We start from the raw sequence: 22,739 nt of genomic DNA, 5'->3' as shown, positions 1-22,739 counted from the left end.
CACACACAACAACTCAATATGCGCAGCACCCAGGGGCGATGCAGGGATGAAGAAAAGTCAAAAATTGTTCGGCGCCAGCCTGCTGGCGCTGGCAATCAGCGGATGTGCAGTCACCAGTGAACCGATCGAACGCAGTGTCAGCGAACAACGGGCCAAAGCCGACCTGCAAAGCATGTACAAGGGCCAGGAACCGCTGAGCGGTCCGCTGACCCTGCACCAGGCGATGGCCCGCGCGGTGAAATACAACCTCGAAGGGCGCTTGAAAATCATGGAGGAAGCGCTGGCCAAGCGGCAGCTCGACCTCGCCAGCTTCGACATGCTGCCACGCATGGCGCTGGATGCCGGTTACGTCGGACGCAACAATGTCAGCGCCTCCAGCAGCCAGAGCGTACGCACCGGCACCCAGTCCCTGGAACCGTCGACCTCCCAGGACCGCGACCGCAACGTCGCCGACCTGACCATGGTCTGGAACGTCCTCGACTTCGGCGTCAGCTACATCAACGCCAAGCAACAGGGCGACCAGCGCCTGATCGTTCAGGAACGCCGGCGCAAAGTGATCAACACCATCGTTCAGGACGTGCGCTCGGCCTATTGGCGGGCGATGGCGGCCGAACGCCTGCTCAAACAGATCGACAGCCTGATGGCGCGGGTCGATACCGCCCGGCGCAACAGCGAAAGCATGAGCGAGCAGCGCATCGGTGATCCGGTGCAGTCCCTCGGTTACCAGCGTTCGCTGATCGAAGCGACCCGGCAACTGGAAGAGCAACGCCGGGCGTTGTCGCTGGCGAAAACCGAACTGGCGACCCTGATCAACCTGCCGCTGGGCACCAACCTGACGCTGGCCACTGACGACGGTTATCAGATCCCGGAACTCAAGGTCGATATTTCCAGACTGGAGCAGGAAGCCCTGACCAGCCGTCCGGAACTGCGCGAGCAGGATTACCAGACCCGGATCAGTGCTGCTGAAACCCGCAAGGCGATGTTGCGCATGTTGCCGGGCCTGGAGTTTTCTGCCGGCGGACACTACGACAGCAACTCGTTCCTGGTGAACGATCGCTGGGCCGACTATGGGGTGAAAGTCACCTGGAACCTGTTCAATGTGATCTCCGCCCCGGCAGCCATCGATGTGGCCAAGGCTGGCGAAGAAGTCGCCACCGCACGTCGTCAGGCGATGTCGATCGCGGTGCTGGCGCAGCTGTATGTGGCCAATGCCAACTATCAAGAGGCGCTGCGTCAGTTCAAGACCAACCAGCAACTGTCGGACATCGACGGGCAGATCGTCGGTCAGTTGCGTAATCGGCACCAGGCCGCCGGCATCGGCGAGCTGGAGTTGATTCAGGGTGAATTGAACAACCTGCAAGCGGATCTGCGCCGCGACCTGTCGTATGCCGATCTGCGCAATGCCTATGGGCAGATTTTCGCCAGCGCCGGCCTCGATCCGCTTCCGGATCAAGTGCAATCCACCGCGGTGCAGTCGATCGCCACGGCCCTGGCAAACCGCGAATCGGCCTGGGCGTCGGGGGATATCTCGGTGCCGGTGGTGGCCCATGCCGGCGCCAAATAATCTGCAGGCGCCCGTCGCCAGCATCAGCCGCTCGCAACGCGAGGCCCGCAACGGCCATCGCGGTGCGGCGATTTTGCTCACCGGTCTGCCGGCGGCGGGCAAATCGACTCTGGCTCAGGCGTTGCACGCCGAGTTGTTTGTCCTTGGATTGCAGAGCGTGGTCCTCGATGGCGACGGTTTGCGGGTCGGGCTCAACCGCGATCTGGGGTTTGGCGACGCCGATCGTCTGGAGAACATTCGCCGGGCCAGTGAGCTGGCGGCATTGCTGGTGGAAAACGGGCAGATCGTGGTTCTGGCGATGATTGCGCCATTGCTGGAGCTGCGCGAGGTGTTCGCCCAGCGTTTGGGTGAGGACTATCGAGAAGTCTGGTGCAGTGCATCGCTGGCGGTGTGCGAGCAGCGGGATCCGAAGGGGCATTATGCCCGCGCAAGACGTGGCGAAATGGCCGGTTTCACGGGGGTGTCGGCGCCGTATGAGCCGCCCCTGCAGGCGTCGTTGATACTCGACACTGGCGTGCAATCGGTTGAGGCCAGTCTGGATCGGTTGCTGACCTGGCTCGGCGAGTCTGCGGTGTTACCCAAGGCATGAGCCGCCCGGTCTGTTCGCGTCTACCGGTGGCGGTGGATCTGCCGTTGCTGTTGCAGGCGCTGCAGGCGATTGCCGAAGAGGCATGGCGCGGCCACTTCAACACGGACTACTTCACGGGCGACTGGAGCGGCGTGGCGCTGATTTCGGCTGCCGATGCACTGAGTGAGTTAGCCCCAGGACGCGGTTTGCCGCTGCAGCGCACGCCATGGTTGCGTGATGAACGCTGGCAGCGGGGGTTGCGCGAGCTGGCGCTGGATATCGTCAGCGCACGCTTGCTGCGACTGGGGCCCGGCGGGCGAATTCATGAGCACCGTGATTACGATCTGGAGGGGCCGGACGCCGATCTGCGCCTGCACATTCCGTTGCTCAGCCCGCCCGCCGCAGACTTCTGGCTCGAGGGGCAGCGTGTGCCGATGACGGCGGGCGAGTGCTGGTTTCTCGATCTTGCTCGTGCGCATCGGGTGGATAACTTCGACACGTCGGCACGGATTCATCTGGTGCTCGATTGCCGACCCGGCGCCTGGCTTGCGCAGAAAATCGTCGAAGGTGTGAACGACACCCCCGCAACGCAACGGCCAGACTCGGCGTTGCAGCAATTCCAGCGATGGGTGGCGGGCGATGCCACGTTGGCGGCGACGTTGCAGGACATGACGGACCCCGAATTATTCATCGAGCGTACGCTTGAGCTGGCCGCCGAACACGGCTTGCCCTTCTCCCGGGAAGAGTTGCGTGCGGCCATGCGCCAGGGGCGTCGGCAATGGAACGCGCAATGGAGCGGCTGAATTTCGACGGCTGGCTGCCGATCCGGGTATGGCCGGTTGCGGGGCTTTGGCAGGTCGATTGGTGCTGGTTCGGTGATAGACCTTTGCAGCAGCCGTTTTTTCGCGATGCGGTCGAGGACGCGTTGCGTTTGCCGTTCAATCAGGTCTTTCGGCGCCAGACGCCGCTGTCGGCGCTGACGCAGTGGCACACGCTAAGCCCGGGACTGGCGCCGAGTGCCTTTATCCTGCACGCCTCGCGTTGCGGTTCGACATTGATCAGCCAGATGCTCGCGCGGCTCGATGACCACATCGTAGTCTCGGAGCCACCGCCGCTTGATGCGCTTTTGCGAGGTGAACTACCCGAAACCGAGCGGCGGGCAGCGATCAGTGGACTGCTCTCGGCCTACGGTCAACGTCGACGCGGTATCGAGCAGCGACTGGTGATCAAGCTCGATGCCTGGAACATCGGCGAATGGCCGTTGTTGCAGACATGCTTTCCCGACACGCCGTGGCTGTTCGTGTATCGCGATCCGCTGGAAATCGCCGTATCGCACGTGCGTCGTCCGGGGATGCACATGGTGCCGGGGATGCTTGGTGATTGTGTCCTGGACGACGGATTGCCGTTTGCCGGCCGTGAGGACTTCATCGCGCGGCGGCTGGGGCGTTTGTTCGAGGCGGGGTACATCCATTGTCGCGATGGCAGCGGTCTGGTGGTGAACTACAGCGAATTGCCCGAGGCCATGGCGGGCCGGTTGGCAGGGTTTTTTCGCTTGAACGCCGAGCAGTGTCAGCGGATGTTGGCGGCGACCTCGCAGCACGCCAAGCAGCCGTCACAGCGCTTTTTCGCCGATGGAGAAGACAAACGCCGTGAGGCGTCGTCGCAGTTGCAGGCACAAGTAAAACGTTGCGCGGCTGCGCCCTACGCGGCGCTGGAACGTTTGCGCCTGCTCAAGCCTTGCCCGACAAGTCCGCCATCCCTTTAAGCAACTCGATCGGCAACGGAAAGACAATCGTCGAACTCTTGTCACCGGCAATCGAACTCAAGGTCTGCATATAGCGCAGTTGCATGGCGCCGGGTTGGCGGCCGAGCATTTCGGCGGCCTGCATGAGTTTTTCCGAGGCTTGCAGCTCGCCTTCGGCGTGGATCACCTTGGCCCGGCGTTCACGTTCGGCTTCGGCCTGTTTGGCGATGGCACGGACCATCGATTCGTTGAGGTCGACGTGCTTGATCTCGACGTTGGCGACCTTGATGCCCCAGGCGTCGGTCTGGGCGTCGAGCACTTGCTGGATATCGATATTCAGTTGCTCGCGTTCGGCCAGCAGTTCATCCAGCTCATGTTTGCCGAGCACCGCGCGCAGGGTGGTCTGCGCCAGTTGGCTGGTGGCCGAAAGAAAGTCTTCGACCTGAATGATCGCCTTCTGCGGGTCAAGCACGCGGAAGTACAGCACCGCATTGACCTTCACCGAGACGTTGTCGCGGGTGATCACATCCTGTGGCGGCACGTCGAGCACCACGGTGCGCAGATCGACCCGGACCATTTGCTGCACCACCGGTATCAACAGGATCAGCCCCGGCCCTTTGACCTGCCAGAAGCGCCCGAGCTGGAACACCACGCCGCGCTCGTACTCACGCAGGATACGGAAGGTCGACCCGGCGAGGGCGATCACCAACAGCAGCAGTGCAACAAAACCGATTTGCAGACCCATGATCACTCTCCGTGTCGCACCGCGTCAGTCGCGGCGACTTTCAGCAATAAGCCCTTGCGCCCTACCACGCGCACCGATTGCCCGGTGTGCAAGGGTGTGGCGCTGTGCACTTGCCAGTGTTCACCCTGCAAATGCACCCAGCCGTTGTGGGCGTTTTCCGCTTGCACGGTGGTCACCGCCGTCACGCTGCCGACCAGCCCGGCGTCGCCGCTGACGGCGTGGCGCGGGCGGGTTTTCAGGGCGCGGATGATCAACGCGATCAGCAGCAGAGCGCTGAGCAGGCCGAGGCCGATGATCATCGGTACCGGCACCTCGGCGTTGCTCAGGATCAGCGCGCCGATGACGAACATGATGATCCCGCCAAGGCCGATGACCCCGTAGTTGGGCAGCGCGGCTTCGGCTATTAGAAAGGCAATGCCAAGGGTGATCAGCCACAGGCCGACCGGATTGACCGCCGTCAGCGGGACGTCAGCCGCGAGGGCCGGGCCGCTGGTCAGCAGTATCAGAAAAAACAGACAACATCGGCTGTTCACGTGACCCTCCGGGAGAGTCATGGGGGTGTTTCCTTAAGTCTAGTTGAGCCTGGCGCTGAATGAATTCTGCTCAATGAGCAGATGTGTCCAGTGAGCGGATTTCCCTTCGCCTGAGCCTCGCCGAACTAGACTCAGCAGAACAGGCACAACGTTCCGCGTGACACCGAGGTGCAGCATGCGTATGGCAAAAAAAGTGCAAAGCAGCCTGAACCGGGCGCATTGCGAATATGACATCGTGGCCCACCGCCACTCCGCCAGCAGTCTGGAAACCGCACGGGTTTCCGGGGTGCCCGCCGAGCGCGTGGCCAAGTCGGTGATTCTCGACGACCACCACGGGCATTACCTGATGGCCGTGCTGCCGGCCAGCCGGCACCTGGATTTGAGCAAAGTGCGCAGCCGCGGCGAATGGCAGATCACCCGGGAAAGCAACCTGGCGCACATCTTCGATGACTGCGAACGCGGCGCGGTGCCGCCGCTGGGTGATTCCTACGGCCTGGACATGGTCATCGACCCGCTGCTGACCCGGCAGAAAGACATCTACCTGGAAGCCGGCAACCACAACTACCTGCTGCACATGAGCATGCCCGAGTTTCTGAAAATGGTGCCGCATGCCGAGGTGCGGGAGTTGAGTCAGTAGGTTCTGTAGCGCTTTCGCGGACGCCTTCGCGAGCAAGCTCGCTCCCACAGGTTGAACGCGTTCTCCTGTGGGAGCCTGCTCGCGAATAATCTCTCACCCACCGCATTCTTGAAGGAGTCCTCCATGGAGCAGCCCACCCACAGCCTGCCGTCCCTGTTCAAGCAACTGGGCCTGGACAGCGACCCGACCAGCATTGACCAATTCATCGCCACCCATTCACCGCTCAAACCCGAGCTGCACCTGGCGGATGCGTTTTTCTGGAGCAAAAGTCAGGCGGATTTCTTGCGCGGCGAGATTCTTGATGATGCGGATTGGGCGGAGGTGGTGGATCAGCTGAACGTGCTGTTGCGCAAGGGGCGGGAGGGATGACCACCTGGCGGCTGAGCACATTTTCGGTTGTATGGAAGGTATAAATAGACCAATATCACGACCTCAATTGAGGTCTTTTATTATGCAAAGTGTTCTTGCCGATATGGCGGTCAGTGTTTCCGAATTGAAGAAAAATCCATCAGCAGTGCTGAGTGGCGCACATGGTGGTGCTGTGGCTGTGCTGAACCATAATCGCGTCATGGGTTACATGGTGCCAGCCGATGTTTACGAAGCCATGATGGAGCGGCTTGATGATTTGGAACTGGTCGAGATCGTCCGTTCCCGCAGTCATGAAACACCCATTTCGGTAAGCCTGGATGACCTATAAGCTCGAATTTCTGCCGTCTGCTCATAAGGAGTGGAACAAGCTGGGTCATACGTTGCGAGATCAATTCAAGAAAAAGCTCGCTGAAAGGTTATCGCTACCAAGGGTATCGGCTGATGCGCTTCATGGAATGCCTGATTGCTACAAAATCAAACTGAAGGCTTCTGGTTACCGTTTGGTCTATCAAGTGACAGATGAGCGAATCGTCGTTTCGGTAGTCGCTGTGGGAAAACGCGAGCGCAGCAGTGTCTATGAGAAAGCCAAAAAACGCTGAGTCGTCCAGACCTCGGCGCTTTTTCTTCTCCCCTGACAACCTATTTGTTTCAAAACTTGACTGAAATTCCCCGCCAATGCGATATTGATAGTTAGCAAACTAACAGTGTGCATTTTCCCGTGGCGAATTCCCTCGACGCTCTCCAGATGAACATCAGCAGTGCCATGGTGGTGGCCGCCAGGCATTGGCGGAAGATCTGCCAGACCACGCTGGTCAACTATGGAATCTCCGAAGCCTGCGCCGTGCCGTTGTTGATGATCGGGCGGTTGGGCGAGGGCGTGCGTCAGGTGCAGGTGGCGCAGGCCGCCGGGATGGAAAGTCCGTCGCTAGTACGCCTGCTCGACCAGTTGTGCCACGCCGGCTACGTCTGCCGCACCGAAGATGCGCAGGATCGTCGGGCCAAGTGCCTGAGCCTGACCGACACCGGTCGTGAGCTGGTGCAAGCGGTGGAAAGCGAACTGGTGCGTCTGCGTCATGAAGTGCTCGAAGGCATCGACCAGAGTGATCTGGAGGCTACGCTTCGAGTACTGCGAGCTTTTGAGGCGGCCAATCCGCCTGTGGTGATCAATTCTTGAACGGTTTTTTCTCCGGTATTCCTCCGGCCCGCGACTGGTTCTACGGGGTCCGCACCTTTGCAGCGTCGATGATCGCGCTGTACATCGCCTTGCTCATGCAAATGCCGCGTCCGTATTGGGCGATGGCCACGGTGTACATCGTCTCCAGCCCGTTTCTCGGCCCGACCAGTTCCAAGGCGCTGTACCGCGCCATCGGCACCTTTCTCGGGGCGGCGGCGGCGGTGCTGTTCGTGCCGATGTTCGTGCAGAGTCCATATGTGCTGGTGGTGGTGATTGCCTTGTGGACGGGGATTTTGCTGTTCCTGTCGCTGCACCTGCGCACCGCCAATAACTACGCGCTGATGCTGGCCGGTTACACATTGCCGCTGATTGCCTTGCCGACCGTGGATAATCCGCTGGCGGTGTGGGACGTGGCGGAAGCGCGCACCGAAGAGATTTTTCTCGGCATCGCCGTGGCGGCGGTGGTCGGCGCGATGTTCTGGCCGCGGCGTCTGGCGCCGGTGTTCAACGACGCGGTGGGCAAATGGTTCACCGACGCCACCACCTACAGCTTGAAGTTCCTCAGCCGTGACGTGCAGCCTGAACAGATCGCCGCGCTGCGCATGGCCATGGTCGCCAACTTCAACAGCCTCGAATTGATGATCGGCCAGTTGCCCCACGAAGGCGCCCGGCCGCAAACCGTGCGCAACACCAAGGAGCTGCGCGGGCGGATGATCCACCTCTTGCCGGTGATCGACGCTCTGGAAGACTCGCTCTACGCCCTCGAACGGCGTACCCCGGAACTGGTGGAAAAGTTTGCCCCGCTGCTGACCGCGACCCAGCAATGGCTCGGCCATAACGACGCCGATCTTGATCGGTGGCAGGCGCTCAAGGATCAACTCCAGGCCCTGCAGCCAAGCTGCGAGGCGCTGGAAGATCGCAAGCAGTTGCTGTTCTCCAACGCGATTTATCGCCTCGGTGAATTCATCGATCTGTGGCAAGACTGCCGCAGTCTGCAGGACGCGATTCTCTGCGAGCGCCAGGATAGCTGGCGTGCGGTTTACCGGCACTGGCGCCTCGGGCGGCTGACGCCGTTTCTCGACCGCGGGATGATGCTGTATTCGGTGGCCTCGACCATTCTGGCGATCATCGTCGCCTCGGTGCTGTGGATCCTGCTGGGTTGGCCGGACGGCGGCAGTGCGGTGATTCTGGCAGCGGTGGCGTGCAGTTTCTTCGCCTCAATGGACGACCCGGCGCCGCAGATCTACCGGTTCTTTTTCTGGACCGGGATGTCGGTACTGTTCGCCAGTCTCTATCTGTTCCTGATTCTGCCGAACCTGCACGATTTCCCGATGCTGGTACTGGCGTTTGCGGTTCCGTTCATTTGCGTCGGCACCCTGACGGTGCAGCCGCGTTTCTACCTCGGCATGCTCCTGACGCTGGTCAACACCTCGTCGTTCATCAGCATTCAGGGCGCGTATGACGCGGACTTTTTCGCCTTTGTGAACTCCAACCTGGCCGGCCCGATGGGTTTGCTGTTCGCGTTCATCTGGACCCTGATCGCCCGCCCGTTTGGCGTCGAGCTGGCCGCCAAACGTCTGACCCGTTTCAGCTGGAAGGACATCGTGCACATGACCGAGCCGGCCAACCTTGCCGAACATCGGCAGTTGGGCGTGCAGTTGCTCGACCGTCTGATGCAGCACTTGCCGCGTCTGGCCATGACCGGCCAGGACACCGGGATTGCCATGCGTGAAGTGCGTGTCGGGCTCAACCTGCTTGATCTGCTGGCCTACACCCCGCGGGTGGAGGGCGCGCCGAATGCCCTGCTGCAACAAGTGGTGGCCGAGGTCGGTGAGTATTTTCGCGCTTGCCTCAAGGCCGGCGAACGCTTGCCGGCACCGAGTCCCTTATTGATGACCATGGATCGCGCCCGCCGCGCCCTCAAAGGTCACGGCGACGAAGAAACCCGGCTAAACCTGTTGCATGCCCTGAGCGGTTTGCGTCTGGCGCTGTTGCCCGGCGTGGAATTTGTCAGCACCGGCGATGCCGAAGAACCGCTGCCCGATGGAGCGCCCCTATGATTGGTGATCTGGATATCAGCGGCATTTTCCTGCCGACCCTGCTGGTGTTGATGGGCATCACCTATGTGTTGTTTGTGCTGGTGCACGGCGTGCTCACGCGCCTGCACTTTTACCGTCTGGTCTGGCACCGGGCATTGTTCAACGTGGCCCTCTACGCCGTGATGCTGTACGGCGTGGACTCACTCAGTCGATACCTGATGACATGAAAAAACCGTTTCTGACCATCGGTCGCGTGGTCCTGACCCTGCTGATCGTGACTTTTGCCGTCGTCCTCGTCTGGCGCATGGTGATGTATTACATGTTTGCGCCATGGACCCGTGACGGCCACATTCGCGCTGACATTATTCAGATCGCCCCGGACGTGTCCGGGCTGATCCAGCAGGTCGAGGTCAAGGACAACCAGTTGATCAAACGCGGCCAAGTGCTGTTCAGCATCGACCAGGACCGCTTCAAACTGGCCCTGCGTCAGGCTAAAGCGGCGGTCGCCGATCGCGAAGAAACCCTGGCCCAGGCGCAGCGTGAAGCCAAGCGTAACCGTGGTCTGGGCAATCTGGTGCCGGCCGAACAGCTGGAAGAAAGCCAGTCGAAAGTTGCCCGCGCGCAATCGGCGCTGGCCGAAGCGCTGGTGACGGTGGACAGCGCGCAGCTCAATCTGGATCGCTCGGTGATCCGCAGCCCGGTGGACGGTTACGTCAACGACCGTGCGCCGCGTGTGCAGGAATTCGTCACCGCCGGGCGTCCGGTGTTGTCGGTGGTCGACAGCAACTCTTTCCATATCGACGGCTACTTCGAAGAAACCAAACTCGATGGCATTCATGTCGGGCAGTCGGTGGATATCCGTGTGATCGGCGACAAGGCCAGGCTGCGCGGGCATGTCGAAAGCATCGTCGCCGGTATCGAAGATCGCGACCGCACCAGCGGCAACAACCTGCTGCCGAACGTCAACCCGGCGTTCAGCTGGGTGCGCCTGGCACAACGGATTCCGGTGCGCATCGCCTTTGACGAGGTGCCGGAAGACTTCCGCATGATCGCCGGGCGGACCGCGACCGTGTCGATCATCGACGACAAAACGCAGGAGCCCGCGCAATGAACAGGGCCCTGATGATCGCCGGGTTGGGCCTGATGCTCTCGGCCTGCCAGATGGTCGGGCCGGACTATCACCTGCCCGCTGACGCGGCGGTGCAGCGCAAGGATTTTCAGGGCGAGCTGGCGGTGGACGGCAAACCAGTGGTGTCGGCGCCGGTGCCGGCGGACTGGTGGCGGCTGTATCAAGACCCGCGTCTGGATCAACTGGTACAGCAAGCCATGGCTTCCAATACGGATTTGCGCGTGGCGGCGGCCAACCTGTCGCGGGCGCGGGCTCAGGTCGATGAAGCGGAAGCGGCCGGCGGCTGGAGCGGCGGCGTGAAGATGGGCGCGCAGCGCTTGCAGGAATCCGGACAAGCATTCCTGCTGCCGGAAAAAGTCCCGGTGGCCAACGTCGCTGACATCGGTATCAGCGCGTCTTACCAGTTCGATCTGTGGGGCACGCTGCAACGCGGGATCGAAGCGGCGAAAGCCAACGCCGATGCCACGCAAGCGGCGGCCGACACCGCGCGCATCACCCTCGTCGCGGACGTGGTCCGTGCCTACACCCAAGTGTGCGCCGCCAACGAAGAACGGGAAATCGCTCAGCATTCCCTCGACCTGCAATCGCAGAGCACCACGCTGATCCAGCGCTTGCGCGATGCCGGGCGTGGTGACGAGACCCAGGTCACCCGTTCGCAAACCCAATTCAAATCCTTGCGGGCTGACCTGCCGCGCTACGAAGCGGCGCGTCAGGCCGGATTGTTCCGCCTGTCGATGCTGCTGGCCAAACCGCTCGACCAGTTGCCTGCCGGCACCGCGACCTGTGCCGAACTGCCGAAAATCGCCCAACAGTTGCCGGTGGGCGACGGTGCGACGCTGCTCAAGCGTCGTCCCGATGTGCGGCAGGCCGAACGTCGCCTCGCCGCCGCGACCGCCGGCATCGGCATTGCAACCGGTGAGCTGTACCCGGACATCAGCATCGGCGCGACCATCGGCACCGTCGGCATCGTTTCCGACCTTGGCGATCCTTCGACCAACCGCTGGGGCTTTGGCCCGTCGCTGAGCTGGAAAGTGCCGACCAACGGCGCCCGCGCACGGATCCGTGAGGCCGAAGCCAACACTCAGGGCGCGCTGGCGCATTTCGACGGTGTGGTGCTCAACGCCATCCGCGAAACCCAGACCGGTCTGGCCCAGTACAGCGCACTGCTGCAGCGTCGCGATGCACTGGCCGACGCCGAGCAATCGGCGAAACTGGCGGCGGACCAGACCCATCGCTTCTTCCAGGCCGGGCGCGAGTCGTTCCTCGCCGACCTGCAGGCGACCCGCACTTACACCGACGTCACCGCGCAACTGGCCGCCGCCAACACCCAGGTCGCCATGAGCCAGATCGATTTATTCCTCGCCCTGGGTGGCGGTTGGGAAAGCGGACGAACGCAAGCCTCAAGCGCCAGCAAACCCTGAAGCCGTTGCTATGCTTTGAAGTGTTGAAAGGGTGCCCCGTGCAACGCACCCTTTCAGCGCACATTGCTAGCGCTGGTCTAGGGGAAACCAATAATGAAAAACCCTTACGCTCTCGGCTTCTGGTGCGCCCTGGTAGCGCTGGTGCTGCTATCGGCCACCTATTTCTACGGCATCATGCTGGCCCATCAGATCGACAAGGCCATGGTCTTCCTCGACAGCGCCACGGCGTTGATCGCGGTGATGGCCATCGTCGTCGTGGCGTGGGCCTCGGTTCAGGTGCAGCGGGTCAAGAAACGCCAGTTGGAACAGGGCAAGACCCTGGTGCTGATCTGGGACACCAAAGTCGCCCTGCGCCGGGTCGAAACCGTGTTTGATCGCTACTTCTGGGGCAGCTACTGGCAACCGGGACGCACCTTCGCCGAAGTCATGGGCGAACTGACCGGCACGCCGCTGGAAAAAAGCCTCGAAGCCCTGAAAAAGCAGTGTCTGGAACTCGACAAGCAGATTGCCGATGAAGGCTGGCACTGGCTCAATAATGCCCGCGAACTGTCGGATGTCGCCACGGCCATGGCCCGTGAGCGCTATCAACTGGATTTCTGCGATCCCCGGGCTGACGGGCCGGGCGGGGCGGTGATTGATCGCGACTTTGAAGTGCTGGTGTATACCTGGACGGCGCGGTTGAAGAGCTTCGATCATCAGCTCGATGAGATCGAGGTTCAGTATTCCTGATCTTCTGGGAGTCCTCTGGCCCCATCGCTGGCAAGCCAGCTCCCACAGTTTTTGTGGTGTTCTCGGATTTTGTGAACACAACCAGTCCTGTGGGAGCTGGCTTGCCAGCGATAGCGTCCTCAAAAACACTGCAACTCTCCCCGCCTGTCAGCTGTCCACACTCCCCATAGACACTCTTTAACCTTTAAACATTGGGCCGCCTCGCGCTGCCAGTGCTAATCTCCACCGCTAATTTCAGCGGAGTCGAGCCGCGACCCGGTCACGGGTTCAGGGAAGACGACCACACTTTCAGCCACGGACATTGATCAGGTCATTCATGAATAAATCAGCAGGCGTGCTTCTCGGGATTGTTGTTGCCATCGGTGCGATCAGTGCCGGCGGGGCCTGGTATACCGGGACCAAGATCGAAGGCGTGCTGAACAACGCCGTCAGCAACGCCAACAAAGAGCTGCAGACCGCGATGGCCGGCTCCAATGGCAGCGCGTCGTTGGAGCTGGTGTCGCTGGAGCGCCACACCTTCACCAGCACCGCGCACTACCGCCTCAAGGGCGAAGGCGAGATGTTCGGTGACCAGCCGGTCGAGCTGCTGTTCGTCGATCACATCGAACACGGCCCGCTGCCGTTCTCGCGCCTGGTTTCGCTGAAGTGGCTGCCGGTCATGGCCACCAGCAATTACGAGCTGGAAAAGAGCCCGGCCACCGAAAAATGGTTTGCCGCCACCAAAGGCGCCGCGCCGCTCAAAGGTGTGACCAACATCGGCTACGACGAATCCACCACCAGCAGCCTGGAACTGCTGCCGCTGGAAACCGCGCTGGACGAACAGTCGAGCCTGAAGTTTTCCGGCCTGACCATGAACATCTCCGCCAGTGCCCAGGCGCAGAAGGTCAAGGCTGACGGCTACATGGACAGCCTGAAACTGGTCACCGTGGCGCAGGATCAGGCACCGGTGCAGGTCGAACTCAACGGTCTGACCCTGGCCAGCAACCTCACCAAGAGCAGCTACGGCTACTACACCGGGGAAAACACCCTGGAGCTGACCAGCAGCAAAACCACCTTCGGTCCCAAGCAGTCGGTACTCGGTGTGAAGAGCTTCGAAATGAAGAACCTCACCGAAGAGAGCGGCAGCAATGCCTCGGGCCGCGCTGACTACAAGGTCGGTGAAGTCACCCTCAACGACAAGAAAATCGGTTCGGCCAACATGGCCATGAGCCTGAAGAACCTCGACATCCCGTCGACGATGTCGCTGATGCAGATCTACCAGACCAAATTGCAGCCGTACGAGAAGGAAGCGGCGGCCGCTGCCGAGGCCGGTCTGCCGGCACCGGAATTGAACCTGACCGAAGCCGAGTCGGCACAGGTCAAGGCTGACCTGCAGAAACTGCTGGCCGCCAGTCCACAGATCGCGCTGGAAAACCTGTCGCTGAAAACCGCCAACGGTGAAAGTCGCGCCAGTCTGGTGATTGATCTGACCAAGCCGCAATCGATGGATCTGCCGCCGGATCAACTGGGCAAGCAATTGATCGCGCTGCTGGACCTGAATATTCAGGTGTCCAAGCCGATGCTGATCGATCTGCTCAGCGTGCAGGCGCAGCTCGACGGCCAGACTGACGCCAAAGCCATCGTCGATCAGGCCAGCGCCGGCGCCGACATGTTCTCCGGCATGGCAGTCGGTTCGCAATTGGCGACCGTCGACGGCACCAATGTCGTGACCAAGCTGCATTACGCCGCCAACCAGGTGGAATTCAACGGCCAGAAAATGACCGTCGAGCAGTTCGTCGGCTTCCTGATGAGCAAGTTCGCTGGCGTCACGCAAGTGCAGTAATCCTGCGCTCTAAATAGCAACGCCCGGCCTCTGGATTCGCGGACGCCGGGCGTTTTGCTGTCTGGCGTTCGGGTTTTGAACTGAACCGGCGGCACGATTCTGAACAATTATTGTGTTCTGAATATTCGACTACGCTTGCATGCAAGACTGCCTGACTAAGCTTGGCTGGGTCTTTATTGGCTCAGCCTCCGTTACGAATGGGCAAGGGGGGCATTGCGACCCGGCTGGCCATGTAAGGATGCTGACGAATGCCGCGTATTGATGTGCCTGTTCTACATCGTGGTTTACGCCCGTTGTTTCGTGTTGCGCTGTGCAGCCAGTTGCTTTGGCCGGCACTGGCGTTTGCCGATACGCCCTATGATCAGATGGTGCGTGATGCCCGTGCCGGGCAGACCACGCCTGCGCTGAACGTGCTGCGCCAGGTGCCGCCGGGGCAGTCGACCACTGGCCAGATCAGCGATCACCTGCAGATCGCCAGTTGGGCCGGCCTCGATGCCGAAGTGGTGCAGGTCTATGAAACCCAGGGGCGTGACCGGGCGCTGCCGGTGCAGGCACTGACCGCCACCGCACGGGCCTATCGCAACCTCAAGCGTTGGGAGCAGGCGACTCAGGTCTACAACAAGGCGCTGGCGCTGGAGCCGGACAACGCTGACCTGCAATTGGGGCTGGCCCTGACTCAGGCTGACGCGGGCAAACCCGACGAAGCCGTGACCCGCGCCAAGGCGCTGGTCGCCGCCAAACCCGACGATCCTTCGCGCCGCCTCGCACTGGGCTATGCACTGACCCGCGCCGGCAAGCAGTACGACGCGTTGTTTGAATACGATCAAGCGTTTATCCGTGCCGGCAGCAAGCCGGAAGTCGCCCGCGAATACGTGGTCGCCCTGCAAAAGGCGCGGCTGCCGGAACCGGCGCTGCGTCTGGCCAATCAACGTCCGGGGCTGATCGACCCGGTCACCTTGCGTCGACTCGAAGGTGATCTGGCCGCCGAACGCGTGCGTCTGGCCGAACTCGCCACCCGCAGTGAAAAAGAACGCTACGTGATCGCCGACCGCGCGCTGGCCGATTACGACAAACTGCTCGCCACCTGGACCCCGGATGCCAGCGCCCATGATGACGTGATTCGCTGGCGCATCGACCGCATGGGCGCGCTCAAGGCCCGGGCGCGCACCGCCGACGTGATCAATGAATACCAGAAGCTGCAAAGCGAAGGCGTGAAGATTCCGACTTACGCCTTGCGCTGGGTCGCCGCGTCGTATCTGGATCAGCGCCAGCCAGAAGTCTCTACCGACCTGTATCGCCAGGTGTTGTCGGCCCCGGACGCCGATGTCGGTGATCGCCTCGAAGACACCACCGCGTTGTACTACTCGCTGCTGGAAAGCGACCGCGCCGATGAAGCGCGCAAACTCGCCGAGGATCTGGCCAAGACCCAGAAACCGCGCGTCGAACTCAAGGGCTTGCCGATCGGCAACCCCAATGATGAGTGGATGGACGCCCAGCAACTCGCGGCGCAGGCCGGCACCTACGGCTCCGACCTGCCGCACGGCGAAGAGCGCCTGCAGACACTGGTCGATCAGGCCCCGGGCAACATCGGCCTGCGCCTGGCGCAGGCCGATCTGTACCTGGCCCGGCAATGGCCACGCCGCGCGGAAAATCAGCTCAAGGAAACCGAGAGCATGGTCCCGCGCGACATGGGCCTGGAACTCGCTCAGGCGCGCACCGCGATGACCCTGCAGGAATGGCGGCAAATGGATGCGCTGACCGATGACGTGGTCGCGCGCTTTCCCGACAACCGTCAGGTGCAACGAGCGGCCCGCGAGCGCGAAGTGCACGACATGTCCGAACTGCGCGTCGAAGCCTATGGCGGCAAGGCCAACGGAGGCGGCGGCAGTGGTGCGGGCGCGGTCAGTGGCAGCCGCGATTTCGGCATCCAGAGCACTCTGTACAGCCCGCCGATCGATGAAGACTGGCGGGTGTTCGTCGGCGCCGGTTATGCCACCGGCGACTTCGCCGAAGGCACGGGCACCGACCGCTTCCAGCGTGTCGGTCTGGAGCGCCGTACCCGCGACATGAGCCTGGAAGCCGAGGTCTCCAACCACGATTACGGTTACGGCGCCAAACAGGGCGCGCGCATCGCGATTGCCCGCGACATCAACGATCACTGGCAGTACGGCGGCAGCTTCGCCTATCTGTCGGCCGAGACGCCGTTGCGGGCGCTCAACAGCGACATCAAGGCCAACGGCGGCAACGCGTTCATTCGCTGGCGCGCCAACGAAAGTCGCGAGTGGCGGCTGTCGGTCAGCCCGTCGCACTTCAGCGACGGCAACAACCGCGTCGAAGCCTTGCTCACCGGGCGCGAGGGCGTCTACAGCGCGCCGAACGTGCAGGTCGATGCCGGTCTGGAAGTCGGTACCAGTCAGAACTCCAAGTCCGAGGATGTGCCGTACTTCAACCCGAAGGCGGACTTCAGCGTGATGCCGACGGTCAACGTCAACCATGTGCTCTACCACCGTTACGAAACCTCGTGGAGCCAGCAGTTTCAGGCCGGGGCGGGCACCTACAGCCAGCGTGACCACGGCACCGGCGGCATGGCGATGCTCGGCTACGGCCAGCGTTATGCCTGGAACGACGTGTTCGAGGTGGGCGGTTTGTTCAGTGTGATCAACCGGCCCTACGACGGTGATCGGGAGACCGATCTGCGTCTGCTCGTCGACCTCACTTTCCGCTTCTAGAAGAGTTTGAAGATGCCTTTGATGACGCGTTTCATCCTTCTGCTGGGAGTGCTGCTGATCAGCGCCTGCGCCCAGCAAGCCCCGGCTTTCGCGCCGCCGTCGCAACGTCCGGTGGCGGCCAATGAAAAACCCTGGCCGAAAAACCATGTGCTGGGCATTGCCTATCACGATATCGAAGACCGCGACCCCGATCAGGCGGTGGTGGCGGTGCGCACCGAGCGCATGATCGAGCAGCTCGCGTGGCTGCGGGAGAACGGCTACCAACCGGTCACCGTCGATCAGATCATGGCGGCGCGCAAGGGCGGCCCGGAACTGCCGGCCAAAGCGATCCTGCTCAGCTTCGACGATGGTTATTCAAGCTTCTACACCCGCGTGCTGCCGGTGCTGCGCGCCTACAACTGGCACGCTCTGCTGGCGCCGGTCGGCGTGTGGATCGACACGCCGCTCAATCAACCGGTGGATTTTGCCGGCGCCCCCCGCGCACGTTCGGACTTTCTGACCTGGGATCAGGTGCGGGAAATCTCGCAGTCGGGGCTGGTGGAAATCGCCGCGCACACCGACGCCAGCCACAAAGGCATCCTCGCCAACCCGCAAGGCAACATGCAGCCTGCGGCGGCCACACGACGCTACGATCCGCTCACCAAACGCTATGAGTCCGAAGAACAGTTCCGCGCTCGAATCAGCAATGACGTGGCGACCATCTCGGAAAAAATCCGCAAAGTCACCGGCAAGAAACCGCGCATCTGGGTCTGGCCGTACGGCACGGCGGACGGCACATCGCTGGCCGTGATCGGCGAGCAGGGCTATGAAATGGCCCTGACCCTGGACGACGGTCTCGATGCCCTCGACAACCTGATGAGCAGCCCGCGCTTTCTGGTGGCCTCGGATCCTGACGGCGAGCATTTCGCCAACAGCATTGTTGGCGTGCAGTCGGATTTCGCCATGCGTGTGGTGCACGTTGATCTGGACAACGTTTACGACCCAGACCCGGCGCAACAGGAAATCAACCTCGGCAAGCTGATCCAGCGCATGGCCGACATGGGTGCCAACACCGTGTTCCTGCAGGCTTTCGCCGATCCGAAGGGCGACGGACTGGTGCACTCGCTGTACTTCCCCAACCGTCACCTGCCGGTGCGCGCCGACATCTTCGATCGCGTTGCCTGGCAACTGCGCACTCGGGCGCACGTGAAAGTCTTCGCGTGGATGCCGGTGCTGAGTTTCGGCCTCGATGCGAAGCTGCCGCGTGTTACGCGCTGGGATCCGAAGACCGGCAGCACCTCGGTCGATCCGGGCCAGTATCAGCGCCTGTCGCCGTTCGATCCGCAAGTACGGCGGATCATCGGTGAAATCTACGAAGACGTGGCGCGCCTGACCTCGGTCGACGGCATTCTCTATCACGACGACGCGGTGCTCTCGGACTTCGAAGACGCCAGCCCCGAGGCCCTGAAGGCGTATGCCGCGCACGGCTTGCCGGGGTCCATTGCGGCGCTTCGCGATGATCCGTCAGCCATGCAGCGCTGGACGCGGTTCAAGAGTAAATACCTGATCGACTTCACCAATGAGCTGACCGCCAAGGTCCGCGCGATCCGTGGCCCGCAGGTGCTGACCGCACGCAACATCTTCGCCGAGCCGGTACTCAATCCTGAGAGCGAAGCCTGGTTTGCGCAGAACCTCGACGACTTCCTCGTGACCTACGACTGGACGGCGCCGATGGCCATGCCGCTGATGGAAAAACAGACCCAGGCGCAATCCGGCCCGTGGCTTGAAGAGCTGGTGGCGAAGATCAAACAGCGCCCCGGTGCACTGGATCGCACGGTGTTCGAGCTGCAGGCCCGCGACTGGACGAAAAAGGATCAGGCCGACATCGACGGTGCGCAACTGGCGGACTGGATGGGCCGGCTCAAGCGTCAGGGGGCGACCAGTTTCGGTTACTACCCGGACAACTTCCTCGACAACCTGCCGGACCTGAAAACCGTAAGGCCTGCGCTCTCCAACAAATGGAACCCATGACATGCTGGATAGACTGTTAGCCCTGCTTGTTCTGGCGCTCGTCCTCGGCGTGCCGCTGGGGTTGATCTTCCTGGTCACCGGGCAGTTCCTGATGGACTTCGTGTTCTTCTACCCGTTGTTCATGTCCGGGCTGTGGATTGCCGGCGGCCTGTATTTCTGGCCGCACTGGGAGCGTCACTGGCCATGGCAGGACGACACCCTGCCGCCGCCACTGGAAGGCGAGCCACTGATCTCGATCCTGATCCCTTGCTACAACGAAGGCGAAAACGCCGCCGATACCATTCACGCGGCGCTGGCCCAGCATTACCCGAACATCGAAGTCATCGCGATCAACGACGGTTCCAAGGACAACACCGCCGAAGTACTCGACCGGCTCGCCCAGGAAGACCCACGCCTGCGGGTGCTGCATCTGGCGGAAAACCAAGGCAAGGCCGTGGCCCTGCGCATGGGCGCCATTGCCGCGCGCAGCGAATATCTGGTGTGCATCGACGGCGACGCGCTGCTGGCGCCGAACACGGCGGCCTATCTGGTGGCGCCGATGCTCGACAACGCGCGGCTTGGCGCAGTGACCGGCAACCCACGGATTCGCACACGTTCGACCCTGGTCGGGCGGGTGCAGGTCGGTGAGTTCTCGTCGATCATCGGTCTGATCAAGCGCACGCAGCGGGTGTTCGGGCGGATCTTCACCGTGTCCGGGGTGATCGTCGCGTTCCGCCGTACCGCGTTGAACCGGGTCGGCTACTGGAGCCCGGACATGATCACCGAAGACATCGACATCAGCTGGAAGCTGCAACTCGATCACTGGAGCATCTTTTACGAGCCGCGCGCGCTGTGCTGGATCCTGATGCCGGAAACCCTGCGTGGTCTGTGGAAGCAGCGCCTGCGCTGGGCCCAGGGCGGTGCCGAGGTGCTGTTCAAGAACATCCGCGGCATCTGGCAGTACCGCCATCGTTACCTGTGGCCGCTGCTGTTCGAGTATTGCCTTTCGACTGGTTGGGCCTTCACCTTTCTGCTGTCGGTAATCTTCTGGGCCGTTGGCAAGTTCGTCGTCATGCCGGAGTCGATTGCCGTGCATCACCTGATGCCGCCAGCGTTCACCGGGCTGTTACTGGCGTTCGTCTGCCTGGTGCAATTCGCGGTCAGCATCATTATCGACCGGCGCTACGAACCGGGGTTGGGCCGAACCATGTTCTGGGTGGTCTGGTACCCGATCGCGTTCTGGCTGGTCAGCCTGCTCACCACCTTGGTCAGTTTCCCCAAAGTGCTGTTTGGTCAACATCAGAAGCGTGCGCGTTGGGTCAGCCCTGACCGCGGCATCAAGCCGGTTGGCGACGACGAAGAGGAGGTCATCAAATGAAAATCATCCGGACCCGGCAGCGGCCCTTCCTGGTGGTGATCGATGTGGTCCTCACCGTGCTGGCCTGGGTCGGCCTGCTGTTCCTGCTGATACGCGGGCTGTGGCCGCTGATCGAAACCCACGCCGGTGGGCCACGCATCGACAACTCTGCATTCGAGGCCCTGGGTACGTTGCAGATCTACCTGTGGGTGGCGCTGGTCAACGCGGTGATCCTGATTGGTTGGGCGCGTTATCAACAGCGCAAAAGCCGAAGCTTCGCCCAGCGTCGATTGCCGGCGCCGGTGGTCGATGATGAAGGGCTGAGCAAGAGCTTCCGGCTGTGCGATGAGCGCTTGCAGAAACTGCGCACACCGGGAGTGATGACCATCCACAACGATCAGGAAGGTGACATCAGCCATGTGGTGCTGAACTTTCGGCCGCTGGAGCCTGCGGAGCTGCCGCCACCGCTGGCGCCGCTGGAGCATCCGCGGGTGATCTTTCTGCACGCCGAGGATGACGATAATCGCGACCCGGTGAATCGCCTCACCTGAAAGATGCCCCCCTGTAGGAGCTGCCGAAGGCTGCGATCTTTTGATCTTTAAAATCAAGATCAAAAGATCGCAGCCTTCGGCAGCTCCTACATTGTTCAGCATTCAGCAGCGAATCAGCTCCCAAGCTTCTTCCATCGCCAGTGGTTGTTTCATCCGCTCCGCGAGCATCGCCATGGCCCGTTCTTCCTCGCAGGCCACCGCGGCGACCACCACGCCGTTGTGGCCGAACAGGCCGATGAACGGCGGATGCTCGGGTTCGCCCCTGAACTCGATTTCATCCCACTGGCTGGCGTGGCCAAGGTAGTCGTAGTTCCTGCCGAAGTGCCAGGTCCAGAAAAACGGCACATCCAGATAATGCTCATCGGCGCCCAACATGTTGGCGGCAGCGATGCGTGCGTGCTGCTGGGCCAGGCGCCAGTGCTCGATGCGTTGCGGCTGGCCGCTCAGGGGGAACGTGGCGATATCGCCAATCGCCCACAGGCCTTCGCAAACACGCAGGCCGGCATCGACACGCAGCGACTGGTCTTTCTCCCTCGGCAGCGACGCAAAAGCCTCGGTGGCCGGGCGCACGCCGACCCCCGCCAGCACCAGATCCGCCGAGACGCGCAAACCGTTGTCCAGCAGTACCGCTTCGACTTTGCCGTCGCCAATGATTTCCCGGACTTCGTGATCGGTGATGAATTTCACCCCGTGTTGTTCATGCAGCGCACGGATCGCTTTACCCACGGCTGTGCCGAATTGCGCGGCAAACGGAATGGCGTGGCGGGCGCTGACCGTCACGTCGAGCCCGAGCTGGCGCAGGGCCGAGGCGCATTCCAGGGCGATAAAGCTGTCGCCGATGATCAGCGCCCGCTGTTCGGGTTTGGCGGTGCGCATGATCTGTTCGGCCTGGGCTTTCGAACGCAGGACGAACACTTGCGGCAGATCAGCGCCGGGCAGTTGCAGCGGATTGGGCTCGCCGCCGGTGGCGAGCACCGCGGCGTCGTAACGCAGGGATTGGCCGTCGTGCAAATGCAGGGTTTTCGCTGAGGCGTCGAGGGCGGTGATTTCGCCTTGTCGGCGTTCGATGCGCTGCTCTTGATAAAAATCTTCATCGCGCAGCGGCGGGGTTTCCTTCGCCGACATTTCGCTGGCGAGGACAAATTTGCTCAGCACCGTGCGGTCGTAACCGGCCTCCGCTTCGCGGTCGAGCATGATGATCCGGCCACCGAAACCTTTCTCCCGCAGTGCCGCCGCACATGCCGTGCCCGCTGCACCTGCGCCGACTATCACGAAGGTGCGCGAATCATCGGCCGGCGGCGTGTGCCCATCCGGTAGCGGTTGATCATCGACCCAGACTTCCTCGCCGCGAAGTTCCAGCGGATAACGCTTGAGGCTGTCGAGGGCCGGTGGCTCGCACAACGCGCCGTCTTCGACGCGAAATGCGGCTTTGTGCCAAGGACAGATCAGGCGTCCGTTGCACAGCGCGCCGTCAGCCAGTGGCGCCCCGGCATGTGGGCATTCGCCTTGAAATGCGCGCAGTTGGCCATTGGCGTGGAGCAGGACAATCTTGCGCTCGCCGATTTCGACTTGCAGGCCACGGTCTTCGGGGACATCGGCGACACGGGCGACACGGTGCAGGCTCATGTTCGTGCTCCTG

At 62.0% G+C, this 22,739-nt stretch carries 22 protein-coding genes; 19 read left to right on the top strand and 3 right to left on the bottom strand.

Going from position 1 to position 22,739, the window contains the following annotated elements; genetic code table 11:
* The first annotated feature begins 46 nt into the window (after positions 1–46).
* From KVQ82_RS29785 to KVQ82_RS29770, 4 genes are read left to right on the top strand one after another with little or no spacing between them, the layout of a single operon-like run.
* Complete coding sequence (locus KVQ82_RS29785; RefSeq protein WP_041070966.1) at positions 47–1,564, top strand: TolC family protein; 1,518 nt, start codon at positions 47–49, stop codon at positions 1,562–1,564.
* On the top strand, positions 1,548–2,153 hold the full coding sequence (cysC, locus tag KVQ82_RS29780) for an adenylyl-sulfate kinase (RefSeq protein ID WP_222017390.1): 606 nt from the start codon (positions 1,548–1,550) through the stop codon (positions 2,151–2,153). Before KVQ82_RS29785 ends, cysC begins: the two co-directional genes overlap by 17 nt.
* Positions 2,150–2,935, top strand: a complete 786-nt coding sequence (locus KVQ82_RS29775; protein WP_198759188.1) for an aspartyl/asparaginyl beta-hydroxylase domain-containing protein — start codon at positions 2,150–2,152, stop codon at positions 2,933–2,935. Before cysC ends, KVQ82_RS29775 begins: the two co-directional genes overlap by 4 nt.
* Positions 2,923–3,897 (top strand): sulfotransferase family protein, encoded by a 975-nt coding sequence (locus tag KVQ82_RS29770; protein ID WP_222019464.1) that lies wholly within the window; start codon positions 2,923–2,925, stop codon positions 3,895–3,897. The genes KVQ82_RS29775 and KVQ82_RS29770 overlap by 13 nt, the downstream gene beginning before the upstream one ends.
* Here KVQ82_RS29770 and KVQ82_RS29765 read toward each other — a convergent pair.
* Both KVQ82_RS29765 and KVQ82_RS29760 read right to left on the bottom strand, forming a co-directional pair.
* Positions 3,863–4,621: a slipin family protein gene (locus tag KVQ82_RS29765; protein ID WP_145595694.1), complete on the bottom strand. Its 759-nt coding sequence runs from the start codon at positions 4,619–4,621 to the stop codon at positions 3,863–3,865. The genes KVQ82_RS29770 and KVQ82_RS29765 overlap by 35 nt on opposite strands.
* Before the next feature lie 2 nt (positions 4,622–4,623).
* The gene (locus tag KVQ82_RS29760; protein WP_222017388.1) at positions 4,624–5,175 is read right to left on the bottom strand and encodes an NfeD family protein; all 552 of its coding nucleotides are present in this window, start codon (positions 5,173–5,175) and stop codon (positions 4,624–4,626) included.
* 154 nt (positions 5,176–5,329) lie between these two features.
* Between KVQ82_RS29760 and KVQ82_RS29755 the strand changes: the two genes are divergently transcribed.
* The 15 genes from KVQ82_RS29755 (at position 5,330) to pgaD (ending at position 21,100) form a co-directional block, all read left to right on the top strand.
* Complete coding sequence (locus tag KVQ82_RS29755; RefSeq protein ID WP_041070977.1) at positions 5,330–5,791, top strand: aminoacyl-tRNA deacylase; 462 nt, start codon at positions 5,330–5,332, stop codon at positions 5,789–5,791.
* 123 nt (positions 5,792–5,914) lie between these two features.
* Complete coding sequence (locus KVQ82_RS29750; protein WP_108591740.1) at positions 5,915–6,160, top strand: DUF2789 domain-containing protein; 246 nt, start codon at positions 5,915–5,917, stop codon at positions 6,158–6,160.
* Between the two features lie 82 nt (positions 6,161–6,242).
* Positions 6,243–6,488 (top strand): type II toxin-antitoxin system Phd/YefM family antitoxin, encoded by a 246-nt coding sequence (locus KVQ82_RS29745; RefSeq protein WP_222017386.1) that lies wholly within the window; start codon positions 6,243–6,245, stop codon positions 6,486–6,488.
* Positions 6,478–6,759 carry a type II toxin-antitoxin system RelE/ParE family toxin gene (locus KVQ82_RS29740; RefSeq protein WP_222017384.1) on the top strand — a complete coding sequence of 94 codons (282 nt, stop codon included), beginning with the start codon at positions 6,478–6,480 and terminating at the stop codon, positions 6,757–6,759. Before KVQ82_RS29745 ends, KVQ82_RS29740 begins: the two co-directional genes overlap by 11 nt.
* 146 nt (positions 6,760–6,905) lie before the next feature.
* Positions 6,906–7,334 carry a MarR family winged helix-turn-helix transcriptional regulator gene (locus tag KVQ82_RS29735; RefSeq protein WP_047290742.1) on the top strand — a complete coding sequence of 143 codons (429 nt, stop codon included), beginning with the start codon at positions 6,906–6,908 and terminating at the stop codon, positions 7,332–7,334.
* Positions 7,331–9,394 (top strand): FUSC family protein, encoded by a 2,064-nt coding sequence (locus tag KVQ82_RS29730; protein WP_222017381.1) that lies wholly within the window; start codon positions 7,331–7,333, stop codon positions 9,392–9,394. Before KVQ82_RS29735 ends, KVQ82_RS29730 begins: the two co-directional genes overlap by 4 nt.
* The gene (locus KVQ82_RS29725) at positions 9,391–9,600 is read left to right on the top strand and encodes a DUF1656 domain-containing protein (protein WP_007957657.1); all 210 of its coding nucleotides are present in this window, start codon (positions 9,391–9,393) and stop codon (positions 9,598–9,600) included. Before KVQ82_RS29730 ends, KVQ82_RS29725 begins: the two co-directional genes overlap by 4 nt.
* Positions 9,597–10,484: an HlyD family secretion protein gene (locus KVQ82_RS29720; protein ID WP_041070994.1), complete on the top strand. Its 888-nt coding sequence runs from the start codon at positions 9,597–9,599 to the stop codon at positions 10,482–10,484. Before KVQ82_RS29725 ends, KVQ82_RS29720 begins: the two co-directional genes overlap by 4 nt.
* Positions 10,481–11,923 (top strand): efflux transporter outer membrane subunit, encoded by a 1,443-nt coding sequence (locus KVQ82_RS29715; protein ID WP_222017379.1) that lies wholly within the window; start codon positions 10,481–10,483, stop codon positions 11,921–11,923. The genes KVQ82_RS29720 and KVQ82_RS29715 overlap by 4 nt, the downstream gene beginning before the upstream one ends.
* A gap of 93 nt (positions 11,924–12,016) precedes the next feature.
* Entirely contained in the window at positions 12,017–12,652 is a 636-nt protein-coding gene (locus tag KVQ82_RS29710) for a hypothetical protein (protein WP_047290746.1), read from the top strand.
* Positions 12,653–12,968: 316 nt separating this feature from the next.
* Positions 12,969–14,474, top strand: coding sequence for a YdgA family protein (locus tag KVQ82_RS29705; RefSeq protein ID WP_222017377.1), 1,506 nt, complete (start codon positions 12,969–12,971; stop codon positions 14,472–14,474).
* Between the two features lie 248 nt (positions 14,475–14,722).
* On the top strand, positions 14,723–17,203 hold the full coding sequence (gene pgaA, locus KVQ82_RS29700; RefSeq protein ID WP_222017375.1) for a poly-beta-1,6 N-acetyl-D-glucosamine export porin PgaA: 2,481 nt from the start codon (positions 14,723–14,725) through the stop codon (positions 17,201–17,203).
* Positions 17,204–17,215: 12 nt separating this feature from the next.
* Positions 17,216–19,213: a poly-beta-1,6-N-acetyl-D-glucosamine N-deacetylase PgaB gene (gene pgaB / locus KVQ82_RS29695; protein ID WP_222017373.1), complete on the top strand. Its 1,998-nt coding sequence runs from the start codon at positions 17,216–17,218 to the stop codon at positions 19,211–19,213.
* Position 19,214: 1 nt separating this feature from the next.
* The gene (gene pgaC, locus KVQ82_RS29690) at positions 19,215–20,570 is read left to right on the top strand and encodes a poly-beta-1,6-N-acetyl-D-glucosamine synthase (protein WP_222017371.1); all 1,356 of its coding nucleotides are present in this window, start codon (positions 19,215–19,217) and stop codon (positions 20,568–20,570) included.
* Positions 20,567–21,100 (top strand): poly-beta-1,6-N-acetyl-D-glucosamine biosynthesis protein PgaD, encoded by a 534-nt coding sequence (gene pgaD, locus KVQ82_RS29685; RefSeq protein WP_222017369.1) that lies wholly within the window; start codon positions 20,567–20,569, stop codon positions 21,098–21,100. Before pgaC ends, pgaD begins: the two co-directional genes overlap by 4 nt.
* Positions 21,101–21,202: 102 nt before the next feature.
* On the opposite strand, the gene KVQ82_RS29680 is transcribed toward pgaD, so the two are convergent.
* Positions 21,203–22,726, bottom strand: a complete 1,524-nt coding sequence (locus KVQ82_RS29680; protein WP_222017367.1) for an apoptosis inducing factor family protein — start codon at positions 22,724–22,726, stop codon at positions 21,203–21,205.
* Between the last annotated feature and the right edge of the window lie 13 nt (positions 22,727–22,739).

The organism is Pseudomonas sp. AO-1 (genome assembly GCF_019775695.1).
Lineage (GTDB): Bacteria > Pseudomonadota > Gammaproteobacteria > Pseudomonadales > Pseudomonadaceae > Aquipseudomonas > Aquipseudomonas parakoreensis.
Note: the sequence above shows the minus strand (reverse complement) of the source record. Positions and strands in the feature narration are given on the sequence as shown.

Coding starts and splice junctions, on each gene's coding strand:
- KVQ82_RS29715 (WP_222017379.1), top strand. CDS start 10,481: ATGAACAGGGCCCTGATGATCGCCGGGTTGGGCCTGATGCTCTCGGCC.
- pgaD (WP_222017369.1), top strand. CDS start 20,567: ATGAAAATCATCCGGACCCGGCAGCGGCCCTTCCTGGTGGTGATCGAT.
- KVQ82_RS29735 (WP_047290742.1), top strand. CDS start 6,906: ATGAACATCAGCAGTGCCATGGTGGTGGCCGCCAGGCATTGGCGGAAG.
- cysC (WP_222017390.1), top strand. CDS start 1,548: ATGCCGGCGCCAAATAATCTGCAGGCGCCCGTCGCCAGCATCAGCCGC.
- KVQ82_RS29720 (WP_041070994.1), top strand. CDS start 9,597: ATGAAAAAACCGTTTCTGACCATCGGTCGCGTGGTCCTGACCCTGCTG.
- KVQ82_RS29755 (WP_041070977.1), top strand. CDS start 5,330: ATGCGTATGGCAAAAAAAGTGCAAAGCAGCCTGAACCGGGCGCATTGC.
- KVQ82_RS29705 (WP_222017377.1), top strand. CDS start 12,969: ATGAATAAATCAGCAGGCGTGCTTCTCGGGATTGTTGTTGCCATCGGT.
- KVQ82_RS29765 (WP_145595694.1), bottom strand. CDS start 4,621: ATGGGTCTGCAAATCGGTTTTGTTGCACTGCTGCTGTTGGTGATCGCC.
- pgaB (WP_222017373.1), top strand. CDS start 17,216: ATGCCTTTGATGACGCGTTTCATCCTTCTGCTGGGAGTGCTGCTGATC.
- KVQ82_RS29725 (WP_007957657.1), top strand. CDS start 9,391: ATGATTGGTGATCTGGATATCAGCGGCATTTTCCTGCCGACCCTGCTG.
- KVQ82_RS29775 (WP_198759188.1), top strand. CDS start 2,150: ATGAGCCGCCCGGTCTGTTCGCGTCTACCGGTGGCGGTGGATCTGCCG.
- pgaA (WP_222017375.1), top strand. CDS start 14,723: ATGCCGCGTATTGATGTGCCTGTTCTACATCGTGGTTTACGCCCGTTG.
- KVQ82_RS29750 (WP_108591740.1), top strand. CDS start 5,915: ATGGAGCAGCCCACCCACAGCCTGCCGTCCCTGTTCAAGCAACTGGGC.
- KVQ82_RS29710 (WP_047290746.1), top strand. CDS start 12,017: ATGAAAAACCCTTACGCTCTCGGCTTCTGGTGCGCCCTGGTAGCGCTG.
- KVQ82_RS29740 (WP_222017384.1), top strand. CDS start 6,478: ATGACCTATAAGCTCGAATTTCTGCCGTCTGCTCATAAGGAGTGGAAC.
- KVQ82_RS29785 (WP_041070966.1), top strand. CDS start 47: ATGAAGAAAAGTCAAAAATTGTTCGGCGCCAGCCTGCTGGCGCTGGCA.
- pgaC (WP_222017371.1), top strand. CDS start 19,215: ATGCTGGATAGACTGTTAGCCCTGCTTGTTCTGGCGCTCGTCCTCGGC.
- KVQ82_RS29770 (WP_222019464.1), top strand. CDS start 2,923: ATGGAGCGGCTGAATTTCGACGGCTGGCTGCCGATCCGGGTATGGCCG.
- KVQ82_RS29760 (WP_222017388.1), bottom strand. CDS start 5,175: ATGACTCTCCCGGAGGGTCACGTGAACAGCCGATGTTGTCTGTTTTTT.
- KVQ82_RS29745 (WP_222017386.1), top strand. CDS start 6,243: ATGCAAAGTGTTCTTGCCGATATGGCGGTCAGTGTTTCCGAATTGAAG.
- KVQ82_RS29680 (WP_222017367.1), bottom strand. CDS start 22,726: ATGAGCCTGCACCGTGTCGCCCGTGTCGCCGATGTCCCCGAAGACCGT.